General features: G+C 73.7%; 7 protein-coding genes (1 of these 7 cut by a window edge). 5 read left to right on the top strand and 2 right to left on the bottom strand.

Going from position 1 to position 17,737, the window contains the following annotated elements:
- The first annotated feature begins 12 nt into the window (after window positions 1-12).
- The 5 genes from BJ971_RS10055 (at window position 13) to BJ971_RS10035 (ending at window position 9,810) form a co-directional block, all read left to right on the top strand.
- Complete coding sequence (locus tag BJ971_RS10055) at window positions 13-204, top strand: ferredoxin (protein WP_184991864.1); 192 nt, start codon at window positions 13-15, stop codon at window positions 202-204.
- A gap of 92 nt (window positions 205-296) precedes the next feature.
- On the top strand, window positions 297-1,043 hold the full coding sequence (locus BJ971_RS10050) for a thioesterase II family protein (RefSeq protein WP_184998763.1): 747 nt from the start codon (window positions 297-299) through the stop codon (window positions 1,041-1,043).
- Between the two features lie 38 nt (window positions 1,044-1,081).
- Window positions 1,082-3,181 (top strand): aminodeoxychorismate synthase component I, encoded by a 2,100-nt coding sequence (gene pabB, locus BJ971_RS10045; RefSeq protein WP_184991862.1) that lies wholly within the window; start codon window positions 1,082-1,084, stop codon window positions 3,179-3,181.
- A 15-nt stretch (window positions 3,182-3,196) separates the two neighbouring features.
- Window positions 3,197-8,026 (top strand): type I polyketide synthase, encoded by a 4,830-nt coding sequence (locus BJ971_RS10040; RefSeq protein ID WP_184991860.1) that lies wholly within the window; start codon window positions 3,197-3,199, stop codon window positions 8,024-8,026.
- Between the two features lie 182 nt (window positions 8,027-8,208).
- Window positions 8,209-9,810, top strand: a complete 1,602-nt coding sequence (locus tag BJ971_RS10035; RefSeq protein WP_184991858.1) for a GGDEF domain-containing protein — start codon at window positions 8,209-8,211, stop codon at window positions 9,808-9,810.
- Between the two features lie 49 nt (window positions 9,811-9,859).
- On the opposite strand, the gene BJ971_RS10030 is transcribed toward BJ971_RS10035, so the two are convergent.
- Window positions 9,860-10,717 carry a N5-glutamine methyltransferase family protein gene (locus tag BJ971_RS10030; RefSeq protein WP_184991856.1) on the bottom strand — a complete coding sequence of 286 codons (858 nt, stop codon included), beginning with the start codon at window positions 10,715-10,717 and terminating at the stop codon, window positions 9,860-9,862.
- A 25-nt stretch (window positions 10,718-10,742) separates the two neighbouring features.
- Window positions 10,743-17,737, bottom strand: the 3' portion of a protein-coding gene (locus BJ971_RS10025) for a type I polyketide synthase (protein WP_184991854.1). The gene runs 22,054 nt beyond the window's last position; only the last 6,995 of its 29,049 coding nucleotides appear in the window; its start codon lies beyond the right edge, outside the window — the gene reads right to left on this strand; its stop codon occupies window positions 10,743-10,745.

Here is a 17,737-nt window from a genome sequence, read left to right as displayed (position 1 = left end):
CACGGAGGCGAGATGCGTATCACGGTGGCGACCGAGGCCTGCGTCGGCGCGGGACAGTGCGTGCTGTCCGCGCCCGACGTCTTCGACCAGGACGACGACGGGGTGGTCGAGGTGCTGGCCGCCGAGCCGGACGCCGAGCAGAGCGGGCCGGTGCACCTGGCACTCCAGTTGTGCCCGTCGGGCGCCATCTCCGTCCAGGACTAGCAAATTCCGGGACCCGGGTCCGATCTGATGGGCGACACCCAGCGAGAAGGAGCTCTGCCGTGACGATCGCCGACGACGCGACCACACCGTGGATGCGGCGCTACCACCCGGGCCCGGGCCGGGCGGTGCGGCTCGTCTGCTTCCCGCACGCGGGCGGCTCGGCCAGCTTCTACCACCCGGTCTCCGCGGCGCACGGCGCCGGCGCCGACGTGATCTGCCTGCAGTACCCGGGGCGGCAGGACCGCCGCCGGGAGCCGTGCCACACCTCCGTCGCCGCGCTGGCCGACGCGATCGTCGCCGAACTGCGCACGCTCGGCGAGAAGCCCACCGTGTTCTTCGGGCACAGCATGGGCGCGATCCTGGCGTTCGAGACCGCACTGCGGCTCGAACGCGACGGCGGGGGGCCGCGCACGGTGATCGCCTCCGGACGGCGGGCGCCGTCGACGGCACGCGCCGAGACCGTGCACGACCGCGACGACGACGGCGTGATCGCCGAGCTGAAGCGCCTCAACGGCACCGTGCCGGGACTGCTCGGCGACGACGAGATCCTGCGCATGGCGCTGCCCGCGATCCGCGCCGACTACGAGGCCATCGAGACGTATCGCGGCCTGCCGGGCGCCCGGCTGCGGGCCGGCATCACCGTGCTCACCGGGTACGCGGATCCGCTCACCACCGCCGACGAGGCCGCCGCCTGGGAGCGGCACACCGAGGGCCCGTTCCGGCTGACCGGCTTCCCGGGCGGCCACTTCTTCATCGCCGCCCAGCAGCACGCGGTGAACGCCGAGATCGCCGCGGACCTGGCGGCCGCCCGCCGGCCCGGTGTCGAGGCCGTCCGGTAATTCCCCCGTCACCTCGAGGACCAGGACAAGGACCGCACATGCGTACGCTGCTGGTCGACAACTACGACTCGTTCACATACAACCTCTTCCACTATCTCGCCGAGGTGAACGGGCGACGGCCCGAGGTGATCCGCAACGACGACCCGGCGTGGCGGCCCGAGCGGCTCGCCGAGTTCGACAACGTGGTCCTGTCCCCCGGCCCGGGTACCCCGCACCGGCCGGCCGACTTCGGACTGTGCGCCGCGATCGCCGCCGAGGGCCGGCTGCCGGTGCTCGGCGTGTGCCTGGGTCACCAGGGCATCGGCCTCGCGCACGGCGCGCACGTGGGCCACGCCCCGGAACCGCGGCACGGCCGCACCTCGCTGATCCGCCACGACGGCACCGAGCTGTTCGAGGGCCTCCCGTCGCCGCTCGAGGTGGTCCGCTACCACTCGCTGGCCGTCACCGGGATCACCGGCGACCTGGAGGCCACCGCGTGGGCCGACGACGACGTGGTGATGGCGCTCCGGCACCGCAATCTGCCGCTCTGGGGCGTGCAGTTCCACCCCGAATCGATCGGTACCGAGGGCGGGCACCAGCTGCTGGCCAACTTCGGCCGGCTGACCGAGCGGCACCGCGGCGCTCGCGAGGTCATCGACGTGGCCCCGCCCGCACCGGCGACCGTGGCGGACCCCGCGCCGGAGCGGACCCGCCGGCTCGAGGTGCTGGTCGAGGCGATGGACACCCGTTGGGACGCCGAGGTCGCGTTCGACACGCTGGTCCGCGCCGGCGAGCACCCGTACTGGCTGGACAGCAGCCAGACCGGCGCCTCCGGCGAGGTCTCCGTGATGGGCAACGCCGCCGGACCGCTGGCACGGATCGCCACCGCGAACGTCACCGCCGGCACCGTCACGGTCGTTTCCGCGGACGGCGCCGAGATCACCTCCGGCACGTTCCTGGACTGGCTGGACGCGGACATCCGCTCGCTGGACACCCGCGTGCCGTTCCTTCCGTTCGACTTCGGGCTCGGCTGGGTCGGCGCGCTCGGCTACGAGCTGAAGGCCGAGTGCGACGGCGACGCCGCGCACCCGTCGCACGAGCCGGACGCGGTGATGGTCTTCGCCGACCGGGCGATCGTGCTGGACCACCGCACCCGCTGCACCTACCTGCTGGCGCTGGCCGAGGACGGCGACGAGGCCGCCGCCCGCGCCTGGCTGGCCGACACCACCGCCGCGATCAAGGCACTCGGCGGCCGCGAGCCGGCGCCGTGCGACGCGCCGCCCGCCTCGACGACCTCGCCGCTGCGCCTGCGCCACGACCGGGAGGCGTACCTGGGGCTGATCGAGGAGTGCCAGCGGGAGATCCGCAACGGCGAGACGTACGAGGTCTGCCTGACCAACATGATCGAGGCGGACTCCGACATCGACCCCTGGCAGGCGTACCGCTTCCTGCGCCGGTACAGCCCGGCGCCGTTCGCCGCGTTCCTCGGCTTCGGCGAGGTGGCCGTGCTGAGCACCTCGCCGGAACGCTTCCTGCAGATCGACCGGTACGGCGACATGGAGTCCAAGCCGATCAAGGGCACCCGGCCGCGCGGGCGCACCCTCGAGGAGGACGCGCTATTTGTCGACGATCTCACCTCGAGCGAGAAGGACCGCGCCGAGAACCTGATGATCGTGGACCTGGTCCGGCACGATCTGGGCCGCTGCGCCGAGGTCGGCTCGGTGCACGCGGACAAGATGTTCGACGTCGAGTCCTATGCCACCGTGCACCAGCTGGTCAGCACCGTACGCGCGCAGCTCGCACGGGACCGCAGCCCGGCCGCCGGGGTGCGCTGCGCGTTCCCGGGCGGCTCGATGACCGGCGCCCCGAAGATCCGCACGATGCAGATCATCGACCGGCTGGAAGCCGGGCCGCGCGGCATCTACTCCGGCGTCATCGGCTACTTCTCGCTGACCGGGGCCGCCGATCTGAGCATCGTCATCCGCACCGTGGTGCTCAACGGCGGCCGGCTGCGCTACGGCGTCGGCGGCGCGATCATCGCGTTGTCCGATCCGGCGGCGGAGTACGAGGAGACCGCCGTCAAGGCGCGTCCCCTGCTGACCCTTCTCGGCGCGGACTTCCCCGAGCGCGACGCCGCGCCGCTGCTCGCGCAGGCCTGACCCTCTGGAGGCACCATGGCGATCACCGCCGCGGACTATCAGCTCGACCCGCCCGCGGATCTCGTTCACCACCTGGGCGGGTACACGCTGCCGTCGGTGTTCGCCGCCGCGGTGGCCGCCGATCCGGACGCCGTCGCGATCGTGGACGGTGACCGGTCGTACACGTGGCGGCGGTGGCGCACCGAGGTGGACGCGGTGGCCCGGGGCCTGCAGGAGGCGGGCGTCAGGCCCGGTGACGTCGTCGCGGTGCAGCTGCCCAACGGCTTCGAGTTCCAGACCGTGCACCTGGCCGTCGCCGAGATCGGCGCGGTGATGATGCCGATACACGCCGGCAGCGGCGCCCGGGACGTGCTGGCCCTGCTGCGCCGGGTGGATCCGGTCGCGTTCGTGCTGGCCGCCACCGGTTCGACGAACGAGCTGCGGTCCGCGGTGCCGTCGCTGCGGGTGGTACTCACGCTGGAGGCGCTGCTGGCCACCGCGGCGCACTGGCGCGGGCACCGGCCGGCCCCGGTCGAGGTGCCGCCGGACGCTCCCCTGGTGCTGATGCCGTCCTCCGGCACCACGTCGCAGCGGCCGAAGATCTGCGTGCACCACCACGACGGCCTGCTTTCCAACATCTCCCACGTCACCGCCGAGGCCGCCGAGTCGTTCGCGCCCGGCATCGTCACCGCCTGCCCGCTGAGCCACCTCTTCGGCCTGCAGTCGATGCACAACGCGCTGTTCGCGCGCAGCCGGCAGACCATCCTGGACGCCTGGGACCCGGACCGGTTCCTCGCCCTGTGCCGGCAGGCGCGGCCGGGCGTGGTGTTCCTGGTACCCACCCAGATCTACGACGTCGTCGCCCGGCTCGCCGAGCTCGGCGAGCCGGCCGGGTTCGCACCGCGGGAGCTGCGCACCGCGGGCAGCGCGCTGCCGCCCGCGGCGGTGGCCGACGCCCGTGCGGCGCTGGGCGCGCCGGTGGTGGTCGTGTGGGGGATGTCGGAGCTCGGCACCGGCACCCGTACCCTGGCCGGCGACGACCCGATGGTCGCGGCCCGGACGATCGGCCGGCCCGGTACCGGCTCCGAGCTGCGCATCCGCGACTCGGGCGGCAATTCGGCCGGGGTCGGCGTCGCGGGTGAGTTGCAGTACCGGGGGCCGAACCTGTTCCGCGGGTACTACGGCGATCCCGAGCTCACCGCCGCCGCGATCACCGACGACGGCTGGCTGCGCACCGGCGACACGGCCGCGGTCGACGTCGACGGCCGGATCGTCTTCCACGGCCGGGCCGCCGAGATCATCAACGTGGGCGGCCGCAAGGTCAGCGCGGTCGAGGTGCAGAGCCTGCTCGCCGACCTGCCGGGCATCGGCCCGCAGGCGGTGGTCGGACAGGCCGACCCGCGGCTCGGCGAGTTCCCCGTCCTGGTGGTCACCGAGGCGGCCCGCGGCCGGATCGACCTCGCCGAGGTCACCGGCTTTCTGCGCGGGCTCGGCCTGGCCGACTACAAGATCCCGCTGGATCTGGTCTTCCTGCCGGACCTGCCGCGCACCCCGGCCGGCAAGCTGCACCGTCGCGCGCTGGAGGACCTGCTGCGGGAACGCCCGCACCGGCCGGCCGCGTACGCCGGCAGCCTGCAGGAGGCGCTCGACCTGGTCCGCGCCTGTGTCGCCCAGGTCGGCGAGGGCGCCGACATCGGCCCGCAGGACAGCTTCCGCAGCCGCGGCCTCGACTCGATCCGGACCATCCGGCTGCGCAACGCCATCGCCGAGGCGATCGGGATGAGCCTGCCCGCCACGCTCGCCTTCGACCACCCGACCCCACTCGCCGTCGCACGGCACCTGGTCGGGCAGGACGACGACGACCCGGTGCCGGCGCGGGTCGCCGGCACCGAGGAACCGATCGCGATCGTCGGCATGGCCTGCCGGCTGCCCGGCGGCGTGACCTCCCCGGACGAGCTCTGGGAGCTGGTCGCCGGCGGCGTGGACGCGATCACCGGTTTCCCGCGGGACCGCGGCTGGGACCTCGACACGCTGTTCGACGACGACCCGGACCACCCCGGCACCACGTACGCCCGGGAGGGCGGCTTCCTGCACGACGCAGCCGGCTTCGACGCCGGGTTCTTCGGCTTCTCCGCGCGCGAGGCCCTGGCGACCGACCCGCAGCACCGGATGATGCTGGAGGCCGCCTGGGAGGCGTTCGAGCGCGCCGGCATCGACCCGGATTCGGTACGCGGCTCGCGCACCGGCGTGTTCCTCGGCGCGATGTACCACGACTACGCCACCGGCGCGGCGGGCGACCTCGAGGGGCTGCTCGCCGTCGGGCGCGCCGCCAGCGCCATGTCCGGCCGGATCGCGTACCAGTTCGGCCTGCACGGCCCGGCCGTCACGGTGGACACCGCCTGCTCCTCGTCGCTTGTCGCGTTGCACCTGGCCGCGCAGTCGCTGCGCTCCGGCGAGTCCTCGATGGCGCTGGCCGGCGGCGCGGCGGTGATGGCCACCCCGGAATCGTTCGTCGAGTTCTCCCGGCTGCGCGGCCTCGCACCGGACGGGCGGTGCAAGTCGTTCGGCGACGGCGCCGACGGCGCGGCCTGGTCCGAGGGCGCCGGCCTGGTGCTGCTGGAACGCCTCGGCGACGCCCGCCGCAACGGCCACCCGGTGCTCGCCGTGATCCGCGGCTCCGCGGTGAACTCCGACGGCGCGTCCAACGGCATGACCGCGCCGAACGGCCCAGCGCAGCAGCGTGTCATCCGTCAGGCACTGGCCAACGCCGGCGTCTCGCCCGCCGACGTCGACCTGGTCGAGGCGCACGGCACCGGCACCTCGCTGGGCGACCCGATCGAGGCGCAGGCCATCCTGGCCACGTACGGGGAGGGCCGTCTCGCCGACCGCCCGCTGTGGCTCGGCTCGGTGAAGTCCAACATCGGCCACACCCAGGCCGCTGCCGGGGTCGCCGGGGTGATCAAGGCGGTGCTGGCGATGCGGCACGGCGTGCTGCCCCGCACCCTGCACGCGGACCAGCCGTCCGGCCAGGTGGACTGGTCCCGCGGATCGGTGCGGCTGCTCACCGAGACCCGGCCGTGGCCGGCCGCGGACCGCCGCCGGGCGGCCGTGTCGTCGTTCGGGATCAGCGGCACCAACGCGCACGTGGTGCTGGAGGACGTGCCCGAGCCGGACGCCGGGCCGGCCGGCACCGGCGGCGCACCGTGGCTGCTGACCGCGCGCGACGAACCCGCGCTGCGAGCGCAGGCGCGCCGGCTCGCGGACCACCTCTCGGCCGCGCCCACGGCACCGGCGGACGTGGCGTACTCGCTGCTCACCGGCCGGGCAGTGCACGACCACCAGGCCGTGGCGACCGGCACCGACCAGCTGGAGGCGCTCGCCGCGGGCGGCGGCCCGCAGATCACCTGCCGGACGGCCGAGCACGGCGGGCTCGCCTTCGTCTTCTCCGGGCAGGGCAGTCAGCGCGCCGGCATGGGACGCGCGCTGTCCGAGCGCTACCCGGTCTTCGCGGCCGCTTTCGACGAGGCCCGCACGCTGCTCGGCGACTTCGACCCGGACCGCCTCGACCGCACCGGCAACGCGCAGCGGGCCATCTTCGCCTTCGAGGTCGCGCAGTACCGGCTCCTCGAGTCCTGGGGGGTCACGCCCGACGCGGTCGCCGGGCACTCGATCGGCGGGATCGCCGCGGCGCACGTCGCCGGGGTGCTGTCGCTGGCGGACGCGTGCACGCTGGTGTCCGCCCGGTCTCGCCTCATGCAGGATCTGCCGGCCGGCGGCGCGATGGTCGCCGTGCAGGCCTCGCCCGACGGGCTGGAGCCGCCCGAGGGTGTCTCGATCGCGGCGATCAACGCGCCCGACGCGATCGTCCTGTCCGGACCGGAGGAGGCGGTGCTCGCTTACGCGGCGCGGTTCGCGCGGACCAGGCGGCTCGCCGTCAGCCACGCGTTCCATTCCGCGCTGATGGAGCCGATGCTGGACGAGTTCGCCGAGGTGCTGCGGGGGCTGACGTTCCACCCGCCGTCGATCACGTGGATCTGCGACACCACCGGGGCGAGCGTCGCCGAGATCGGCCCCGACCACTGGGTCCGGCACGTGCGGGAGACGGTCCGGTTCGCCGACGCCGTGGCTACCCTGCGGGAGGCGCGGATCACCACGTACGTCGAGATCGGCCCGGACGCCGTGCTGACGCCCGCGATCACCGGGGCGACGGTGGTGCCGGCCGGCCGCCGCGACCGCGACGAGGCCGCCGCGCTGCTGGAGGCGGTGGCCCGCCTGCACGGCGCGGGCGTCGCCGTGGACTGGGCCGTGGTGCTGCCCGGCGCGCGGCGGACGCCGCTGCCGACGTACGCGTTCCAGCACCGGCCGTACTGGGTATCCGTGACCCCGTGCGCGCCGCCGCGTACGCCGGAGATCGGCGATGCGGCCGGGCCGGCGCCGGCCGGGCTCGGCGCGTTCGAGCGGGACGAGGTCATCCTCGGCGTCGTGGTGGCCGAGCTGGCCGCGGTGCTTGGCGGCGCGCCGTCGAGGCCGATCGACCCGGCCCGGCCGCTGACCGAGCTGGGCATCACCTCGGTGAACGCCATCGAGCTGCGCAACCGGCTGATGGCGCGTACCGGGGTGACGATGCCCGCGACGCTGGTCTTCGACCACCCGACGCCGCACGCGATCGTGCGGCTGATCCGCACGTCCCTCGCGCCGGCGGCCGACACCCCGGACGAGCTGATCACCCGGCTGGAGCGGTTGCTGGCCGACGGGACCACCCTGGACGCCGCCGCGGCGGCCCGGCTGCGCGCCCTGGCCGGCGCGCGGCTGGATCTCGACGCCGCCGGCGACGACGAGCTGTTCCGTCTCCTGGACAACGCCTAGCCGATCGGCACCGTGTCCCCCTCGCGACGCCTCGCGGGCGCGAACGACGGGCAACTCGCCTGATGGCGGCGCGGCTTCGCCCCGAGACCACCCAAAATACAATAATCGGACATTCGCTCAGGACGTCGCGCGGGAGGCCGATCAGTGATGGTGAGTTGCCCGCAGCCGCCCGGGAGTTGATCATGGAACGGATGGATCCGGGTCGCGCGCCCCTCCCCGTGCCCCTCTCCAGTGACGGTCCGTTCACGGCGTTCGCCTTCCGGGTACACAAGATGATCGTCAAGGGTGAGTTCCGCCGCGCGATCGAGGCCGCCGACCACTACGAGGCCTTGATCCGGCTGACCGGCGACGAGATCACGCTCGGTTACCTGCAGCAGTGCCGGATGTTCGCTCTCATGTGGATGGGCCGTGACCGCGAAGCGGTGACGGTGGGTCAGGAGCTCCTGCGCCTGCGCGAGCGGCTCGGCAACCGGGTGGCCGAGGCGAAGACCCGTGCGGATCTCGTCGAGATGCAGTTCCGGCTCGGGCGGCTCGACGAGGGGCTTGAGGGTCTGGCGCGGGCAAGCGCGACGCTGACGCCCATCGACAGCAACGACCTGCGGTACCTCGCGGCGGTGAACTCGCTCGCCAACGCCGCACACGGGGTCGAGCTGTACGAGCTGGGCGAGCAGGCGTGCCGACGGGTCATGCACCGCGTCGGCACCAGGATGAACTTCGCCTGTCCGATCCACGAGACGTACGTCATGCTTCTGCTGGAGTGGGGCCTGCGGCTGGAGCAGATCGGCCGGCCGGACGAGGCCCGGGCGCGCCTGCGCCGGTGCCGGGCGATCGCCATCGAGATCATCACCGACCTGGAGCGCCGGGAATCCACACCCACCCTCGTGATGAAGGGCGCGTACGCGTTGACGCTTGCCAAACTCGGCGAGTTCACCGCCGCGCTCGCCCTGGCGCAAGAGATCATCGGGCCGCTGCGGGAGGAACAGCAGTACATGGACGCCCGGCTTGCGCATCTCGCCGCCGGACTGGCGATCCACGCGGCGGGCGATGTCGAGGGCGCCCATCGGGAGCTGCTGGCGGCCCAGCAGCTCTGCGAATACGGCAGCACCCGGATGGAGCGGGTGCAGGTGCAGTACGAGCTGGCCCGGTTGGCCGCAGCTCAGGTGGCCCCGGCGCATGCCCGCGACCTCATAAACGCCGTGCGCGAGCAGGCGAGATGCCTGTGGGAGCTGCGCCTGGAGCGGGTGGCGATGCTCCGCCAGGCGACCGAGCGCATCGACTTCGAGAAGGAGCGTCGCCGCACCGACGCGGAGCTGCTCCGCGACGAGTTGACGGATGTCGGCAATCGCCGCCTGTTCGAGCGCCTGATGGCCACCTTCCGCGAGTCCTGTGACGAGCCGCGGTACCTGCTGCTGATCGACGTCGACGAGTTCAAACCCATCAACGACACGTACTCGCACGCCGTCGGCGACCAGGTGCTGGTCGAGATCGCGACCGCGTTGCGTACCGGCTGCCGAGGGGACCGCGATGTCGTCACCCGCTTCGGCGGCGACGAATTCGCGGTGTTCCTGTACGCCGACCGGGCCAGCGCGCTAGATATCGGCGAACGGATCCGCCAGGCGGTGTCCAACCGCGACTGGGACGCGCTCGCACCGGGCCTGAAGGTCACGATCAGCATGGGCATGGCCGCGGTCGGCGGCGGCGTGCCGGCCGACGGATTGTTCGCCGCGGCCGACGAGAACCTGTACCGGGCCAAGCGGCAGGGCCGCGACCAGGTGGTGTCCTGACGGGCGGGAGCGTCCACCTCGACAGGCCGGGAACACGTTCCGGCCAGGCTCAGCCGGCGCGCAGCGCGAGCAGGTAGAGCGGGTAGCCGAACCGGTCGGGGTGCAGCGTCACCCCGGTGAACCGGGTGTCGGCGGCGAACAGCGCCGGCATCGTCTCGCCGTGCAGGTGTCCGTGCTCCAGGACCAGCGCGCCGCCGGGCCGAAGCAGCCGGGCCGCGGTGTCCACCGCGCCACGGATGACGTCCAGGCCGTCCGGTCCGGCGTAGATCGCGATGCGCGGCTGGTGCACCGCGAACTCCGGCGGCAGCTGGGCATGCTCGGGCACGAACGGCGGGTTCGTCACCACGACGTCCACCCTGCCGTTCAGCTCGGCGAGCACGTCCGGTGCGGTGACGTCGCCGCGGTGCAGGTGGATCGCGGTGTCTCCCGCCGCGACCCGGTCGGCGGCGTTCAGCTCGGCGAACCCGTACGCCTGCTCGTCGATCTCCACCGCGTGCACCTCGGCGTCGGGGCGGCGGTGGGCGACCGCGAGGGCGACCGCGCCGGCGCCGGCGCACAGGTCGACGATCAGCGGGGCGGTGGTCGCCCGTACGTGCTCGAGCGCCGGCTCGACCGGGTCGCTGAAGTCGCGCCGCGGGACGAACACGCCCGCGCCGACCCGCAGCTCCAGCCCGGCGAATGGGGCCACCCCGGTCAGGTAGGCCATCGGCACGCCGGAGATCCGGCTGTCGGTCAGGCGCTGGAACTCCTCGGCGGTCTTGTCGTCGGGTTCGGCGTCGCGGTCGATCTCCGTGATGGCGATCCCGGCGGCCAGGGCGTACAGCTCCTCGGCGTCCCGGTGCGGGGTGGGGCTCATCCCCAGCGCTATCGGGCCGACCGCGGTGTCGATGAGTTGTCCGATCGTCATGCGCCTCTCCAGTCAGGTTGGGGGGTCAGGACAGTCCCAGTTCGTTGTCCAGCAGGTCGAAGACGTCGTCGTCGGACGCCGTGTCGAAGTCGAAGGCCGGCTCGTTCCCGGCGTCGGCTCCCCCGCGCCGCTTGTTCCACCGGGTACGCAGCACCTCGAGCCGCCCGGCGATCTGCTCGTACTGGCCCTCGGAGACGTTCAGTTCGCCGAAGGCCTGTTCCATGCGCTCCAGCTCGGCCAGCACGGCCTCGGCGCCGGACACCGGCGCGGGCGCCACCTGCGTGTGCAGGTGGGTGACCAGCTCGTCCGGCGTCGGGTGGTCGAACAGCAGGGTGGCCGGCAGCCGCACGCCGGTGAGCGCGGTGAGGCGGTTGCGCAGCTCGACCGAGGTGAGCGAGTCGAAGCCGAGATCCTGGAACGCCCTGTCGGGCGCGATCCGTGCCGCGCCGGTGTGCCCTAGCACCGCGGCGACCTGCGCCCTGATCAGGTCGAGCAGGATTTCCCGCTGCTCCGGCACCGCCGCGCCGACGAGCCGGCGCGCCAGTTCAGCGCCGCCGTCGCCGGCCGCGGCGGCCCGCTTGGCCGGCGTGCGGACCAGTCCGCCGAGCACCGCGGGCAGGTCCCCGCGGGCCCGCAGCGCGGCCGGGTCCAGTCGCACCGGCGCGACCACGGGCGGGCCCGCGGTCAGGGCCGCGTCGAACAGGTCGAGGCCCTGTTCGACGGTGAGGGGCGGCATGCCGGCCCGGGTCATCCGGTCGATGTCGGCGGCGTTCAGCGTCGCGGTCATGCCACCGGAGCGCACCCACGGGCCCCAGGCCAGGGACGTGGCCGGCAGGCCGTCCGCGACGCGGTGCGCGGCCAGCGCGTCCAGGAACGCGTTGGCGGCCGCGTAGCTGCCCTGCCCCGGGTTTCCGAGCTGGCCCGCCAGGGAGGAGAACAGGACGAAGGCGTCCAGGTCCATCCCGGCGGTGGCCCGGTGCAGGTGCCACGCGGCGTCCACCTTGGGCCGGAGCACGGCGGCCAGCCGCTCGGGGGTGAGCGAGCCGATCACCCCGTCGTCGATGACCCCGGCGCAGTGCACGACCGCGCGCAGGTCCGGGATATCGGCGATCAGCGCGTCGACCGCGGCGCGGTCGGTCACGTCGCAGGCGACCGCACGGCCGGGCAGCTCGTCGGCGCCGGGCGCCTCCGGGCCACGGCGACTGACCAGCAGCAGGTCGGTGACGCCCTGCGCGGCGAGATGCCGGGCGACGAGCGCGCCCAGGCCGCCGGTGCCGCCGGTGACGAGCACGGTGCCGCGCCACCGCGCCGGTTCTGCGCCGGTGCCGATCCGGGCCAGCCGCGGCGCGTACGGGCCGTCGGTGGCCAGGATCAGGTGCGGTTCCTCCGCGACGAGCGCCGCCGCGGTGAGGTCCCCGCCGTCCAGTTCGATCAGGCCGAGCCGGCCCGGGTTCTCCGCCTGGGCGCTGCGGACCAGCCCGCGGACCGCCGCCCCGGCCAGGTCGCCGGCGCGGGTGGCCAGAGCCAGCCGCGCGGCCGCGAACCGGTCGTCGGCGAGCCAGGCCTGCAGCAGGGCCAGCACGCGGGCGGTCTCGGCGTGCACCGCGCCGGCGGTGTCCGCTCCGGGCGCGGCGGCGACCGGCACGAGCACGGTCTGCGGTACGCCGGAGCCGGCCAGGGCGTCCAGGTCGGGGAACGACTTGGCGGGCAGGCGGGCGAAAGCCTCCCAGACCGGACCGAGCACCGCGACGGACTCCACGCCGGTCTCCGGCAGCGCCACCGGCACCCGGTTCACGGCGTAGAGGTCGCGGACGCTCAGCGCGCCCGGGTCCAGCGGTCGGGTGACCAGGGAGTCCACGGTGGCGACCGGGTTCCCGGCGGTGTCGGCCACGGCCAGGGCGATGCCCTCGCCGGTGCGGCGCAGCCGGACCCGGACCGTGGACGCGCCCCGGGCGTGCAGGGTGACGCCCTCCCAGGCGAACGGGACACCCGCCGGGCCGTCCCCGCCGGCCGCCATGATCGCGTGCAGGGCAGCGTCGAAGAGGGCCGGGTGCAGGCCGTACCGGTCCGCGCCCGCGTCCTCGGGCAGGGCCACCTCGGCGTAAAGGTCGTCGCCGTCGCGCCAGGCGGCGCGCAGGCCCTGGAACACCGGGCCGTAGACGAATCCGGCGTCCGCCATGCGCTCGTAGGCGCCGGCGAGGTCGATCTCCTCGCCGACGACGGTGAACGTCTCCGGCGCGCCCGCCGCGCCGAGCGTGCCGCTCGCGTGCGCGGCCCAGTCGCCGTCCGGATCGTTCTCCGGCCGGGAGTGCACCGCCACCGTACGGCGGCCGGTGTCGTCCGGCGCGCCGACGCTGACCCGGACCTGTACCGCACCGCGCTCGGGCAGCACCAGCGGCGCGGCCAGGGTGAGCTCCTCCAGGCCGGGTGTGCCGGCCTCGGCGCCGACGTGCAGGGCCAGCTCGACCAGCGCGGTGCCGGGCACGAGCACGCTGCCGAAGACCTCGTGGTCGGTGAGCCACGGCTGGTCCTGCGCGCTGAGCAGGCCGGCGAACAGGTACCCGTCGGTGGTGACCAGTTCGAGGGCGGCGCCGAGCATCGGGTGCCCGGCGTCGGCGAGGCCGGCCCGGCGCACGTCGCCGCCGGGCATCGCCGAGCCCCGCGGCCAGTAGCGCTGGTGCTGGAACGGGTAGGTGGGTAGGTCGATCCGGGCGCCGCTGACGATGGCGGCCCAGTCGACGCGCTGCCCGGTGGCCCAGAGCCGCCCGACCGCATTCAGCAGGGTCGTGGCCTCGTCCCGGTCGCGGCGCATCGCCGGCACACCCTGGTCGACCATCGCCGACAGGACCGCGTCCGGACCCACCTCCAGGAACCGGTCGGCGTCGGCGGCAGCCACCCCATCGGCGAACCGCACGGTCTCCCGGACGTGCCGCACCCAGTAGCCCGGGCCGGTGAACAGGTCGGTCTCGACCCGGCCGGTGACGTTGGAGACCAACGGCAGCACCGGCAGGTTCAACACCAGCCCGGACACCACCGCCGCGAAATCGTCCAACATCGGATCCATCAACGACGAGTGGAACGCGTGACTGACATTGAGCCGCCGGGTCCGCTCAAAACCGGCTGCCGCCGCGGCCACCGCATCCTCAGGACCGGAGAGCACCAACGACCGGGAGCCGTTGACAGCCGCGACAGAGACTCCCTCGACCGCCGGGACCTCCGACTCGGACGCCTCGACCGCGACCATCGCGCCGCCGTCCGGCAGCGCCTGCATGAGGCGGCCGCGGGCAGCGATCAACGTGCAGGCATCGGCCAGACTCAGCACACCCGCCACATGAGCGGCCGCGATCTCACCGACCGAATGGCCCAACACCACGTCCGGAGTGACACCCCACGATTCGAGGAGGCGGTAGAGGGCCACCTCGACAGCGAAGATCGCCGGCTGCGCGTTGCCGGTCCGGTCCAGGTCGTCCCAGTCGACGTCCAGGAGTGCGGTGACCTCGTCGAACGCCGCACGGTATGCCGGGTACCGCTCGTACAGGTCGCGACCCATGCCGAGACGCTGGGAGCCCTGGCCGGTGAACATGAACGCGGTACGGCCGAGCCGGGCATCGCCCTCGATCACGGTGTCGCCGATCAGGACCGCCCGGTGCGGGAACTCCGCCCGGGTGGCCAGCGACCAGCCGACGTCGGCCGGGTGCTCGTCGCGCACGGCGGCAAGGCGGGCGATCTGGTCGCGCCGGGCCTGCGGGGTCTTGGCGGAGACCGGCCACGGCACGATCGCGCCGGTGTCCTGGCGCGGTACGGGAGCCGTGACCACGTCGGGCTGTTCGATGATCACGTGGGCGTTCGTGCCGCTGATACCGAACGACGAGACACCGGCACGCCGCCGCTCCGACGACGGCCAGGCAACATTCTCCCGGGCCAGCGACACCGCGCCGGCCTTCCAATCCACGAACGACGACGGTGCGTCCACGTGCAGGGTCCGCGGCACGACTCCGTGCCGCATCGCCATCACCATCTTGATCACCCCGGCGACCCCGGCGGCGGCCTGAGTATGGCCGATGTTGGACTTCACCGAGCCGAGGTATAGCGGCACGTCCCGATCCTGGCCGTAGGTCGCCAGCAGCGCCTGCGCCTCGATCGGATCACCCAGCGTGGTGCCGGTCCCGTGCGCCTCCACCACATCGACCTGACCGGCGGTGAGACCCGCGCTAGCCAACGCCTGCCGGATCACCCGCTGCTGCGACGGACCATTCGGCGCGGTCAAACCATTCGAGGCGCCGTCCTGGTTCACCGCCGAACCCCGCACCACCGCCAAGACCCGGTGACCGTTGCGCACAGCGTCGGACAGGCGCTCCAAGACCAGAACACCGACACCTTCGGCCCAACCGACACCGTCGGCCGCGTCCGCGAAAGGCTTGCACCGGCCATCCGCCGACAGACCACCCTGACGGGAGAACTCCACGAACGTCTGCGGGGTCGACATCACGGTCACACCGCCGGCGACCGCCAGGTTGCATTCGCCCGACCGCAGCGACTGCGCCGCCAGATGCAGCGCCACCAGCGACGAGGAACAGGCCGTGTCGACGGTCACCGCCGGGCCCTCGAAACCGAACGTGTACGACACCCGGCCCGAGGCGATACTGCCCGCGCTGCCGTTGCCGCGGAAACCCTCGAACGATTCCTCGGTGAGCAGGTTGCCGTAATCGGTGTACATCACCCCGGCGAAGACGCCGGTACGGCTTCCCCGTAGCCCGTGCGGATCGATGCCGGCGCGCTCGACCGCCTCCCACGTGCTCTCCAACAACAGCCGCTGCTGCGCATCGGTGGCCAGCGCCTCACGCGGACTCATCCCGAAGAACTCCGGATCGAACTCCGCGGCGTCGTGCAGGAAACCGCCGTGCCGCGTGTACGACGTACCCGGCACATCACGGTCCGCGCTGTACAGCCGCTCCACATCCCAGCCGCGGTCCGTCGGGAACTCCACCACCGCGTCCACGCCATCGCGGACCAGGTCCCACAGCTCCTCCGGCGAGCCGACGCCGCCGGGGAAGCGACAGGCCATGCCGACGATCACCACCGGGTCGTCCGCGACCGGCGACAGCTCCACGACCGGGCCGACCGGCTCGACACCCACCAACTCGTCACGCAGATGCCCGGCGAGGGCCAGCACGGACGGATAGTCGAAGACGACCGTCGCGGGCAGGCTCAGGCCGGTCACCGCACCGAGCCGATTACGCAGCTCAACCGCCGTGAGCGAATCGAAACCGAGATCCTGGAAGGCCTTGGTGGTCTCGAGCCGCCAGCTGTCCGAGTGACCAAGTACCTGAGTGACCTGGGTGCGGACCAGGTCCAGCAGCGTCTCCGCCCGGGCCGCGGGGTCGAGGGCGGCTAGCCGCGCGATCAGGTCGGCGCTTCCGGCGGCGGCACGGCGGGACGGCCCTCGGACCAGGCCGCGCAGCATCGGCGGGATGTCGCCGCGGAGGCGCAGCGCGGCAGTGTCCAGGCGTACCGGGACGACCACGGCCGGGCCGGCGGCGAGCGCGGCGTCGAAGAGCGCGAGGCCCTGATCCTCGGTGAGCGGCGGCAGGCCGCCCCGGGTCATCCGGGCCACGTCCTCCTCGGTGAGCTCGGCGGTCATACCGCCGGAGCGCACCCATGGTCCCCAGGCGAGCGAGGTGGCCGCGAGGCCGTTCTCCCGGCGCCATTCGGCGAGGGAGTCCAGGTAGGCGTTGCCGGCCGCGTAGCCGGCCTGTCCGGGGTTGCCGAGCAGCCCGGCGACCGAGGAGAACAGCACGAACGCGTCCAGGTCCAGGTCCTTGGTCGCCTCGTGCAGGTGCCACGCGGCGTCGACCTTCGGCCGCAACACCGCGGCAAGACGATCCGGCGTCAACGACTCGATCACACCGTCGTCCAGAACACCGGCCGAATGCACCACCGCACGCAGATCCGGGATACCCGCGATCAACGCCTCGACCGCCGCCCGATCGCTCACATCACACGCCACCACCCGGCCGGGCAGCCCGTCGGCGCCGGGCGCCTCCGGGCCACGACGGCTGACCAGCACCAGATCGGTCACGCCCAGCCCGGCCAGGTGCCGGGCGATCACCGCACCGATACCGCCGGTGCCGCCGGTGATCAGCACGGTGCCCTCGACAGGCCAGACGAACGGCACGGGACTACCCGCGACGCGGGCCAGGCGCGGCGCGGTCGCGGCGCCGTCGTGCAGGGCGAGGCGCGGTTCGTCGGTCGCCAGGGCGGCTTCCGGTACGTCGCCGGCGGTCTCGATCAAGCCGAAGCGGCCGGGGTGTTCGGACTGCGCCGAGCGCACCATGCCGGAGACCGCCGCGCCGGCCAGGTCGCCGGGGCGGGTGACGAAGACCAGCCGGCGGTCGGGGTCCGCCTCGTCGGTCAGGAACCGCTGTACGTCGCCGAGCACCCGCAGGGTCGCCTCGCGGGGGTCCGCGCCGGCCTCGACCACGACAACGGTCGCCGGCCGGGTGGTGTCGGGCAGGCGCACCGGCACCCAGTCCACCCGGTAGAGCGGGTCGCCGGCCCGCCGCGGTGCGCGCACGAGCAGCGAGTCCGCGGAGGCGATCGGGGCGCCGGCCGGGTCGGCCACCGCGATGGCGAAGCCGTCGCCGGCGCGGGTCAGCCGCACCCTTGCGGCGGTCGCGCCGGTGGCGTGCAGTGCCACGCCCCGCCAGGCGAACGGGATGCCGGCCGGAGCGTCGCCGGCGTCCAGCATGAGGGCGTGCAGCGCGGCGTCGAACAGGGCGGGGTGCAGGCCGTACCGCTCGGCGTCGGCGCCGTCCGGCAGGGTGACCTCGGCGTAGAGGTGCTCGCCGTCGCGCCAGGCGGCGCGCAGGCCCTGGAAGACCGGGCCGTAGCCGAATCCGCCGTCGGCCAGCCGGTCGTAGACGCCGTCGACGCTGACCGGGGTGGCCCCGGCCGGCGGCCAGGCGGCCGCGTCGAAGGCGACCGGGCCGCTGGCCGCGCCGAGCAGGCCGGTGGCGTGCT

This window comes from Amorphoplanes digitatis, from assembly GCF_014205335.1.
In the GTDB taxonomy this organism is placed as follows: domain Bacteria; phylum Actinomycetota; class Actinomycetes; order Mycobacteriales; family Micromonosporaceae; genus Actinoplanes; species Actinoplanes digitatus.
Note: the sequence above shows the minus strand (reverse complement) of the source record. Positions and strands in the feature narration are given on the sequence as shown.

Bases quoted from the DNA above. Each gene is read 5' to 3' on its own strand.
- BJ971_RS10040 (WP_184991860.1), top strand. From the start codon at position 3,197: ATGGCGATCACCGCCGCGGACTATCAGCTCGACCCGCCCGCGGATCTC.
- BJ971_RS10055 (WP_184991864.1), top strand. From the start codon at position 13: ATGCGTATCACGGTGGCGACCGAGGCCTGCGTCGGCGCGGGACAGTGC.
- BJ971_RS10050 (WP_184998763.1), top strand. From the start codon at position 297: ATGCGGCGCTACCACCCGGGCCCGGGCCGGGCGGTGCGGCTCGTCTGC.
- BJ971_RS10030 (WP_184991856.1), bottom strand. From the start codon at position 10,717: ATGACGATCGGACAACTCATCGACACCGCGGTCGGCCCGATAGCGCTG.
- pabB (WP_184991862.1), top strand. From the start codon at position 1,082: ATGCGTACGCTGCTGGTCGACAACTACGACTCGTTCACATACAACCTC.
- BJ971_RS10035 (WP_184991858.1), top strand. From the start codon at position 8,209: ATGGAACGGATGGATCCGGGTCGCGCGCCCCTCCCCGTGCCCCTCTCC.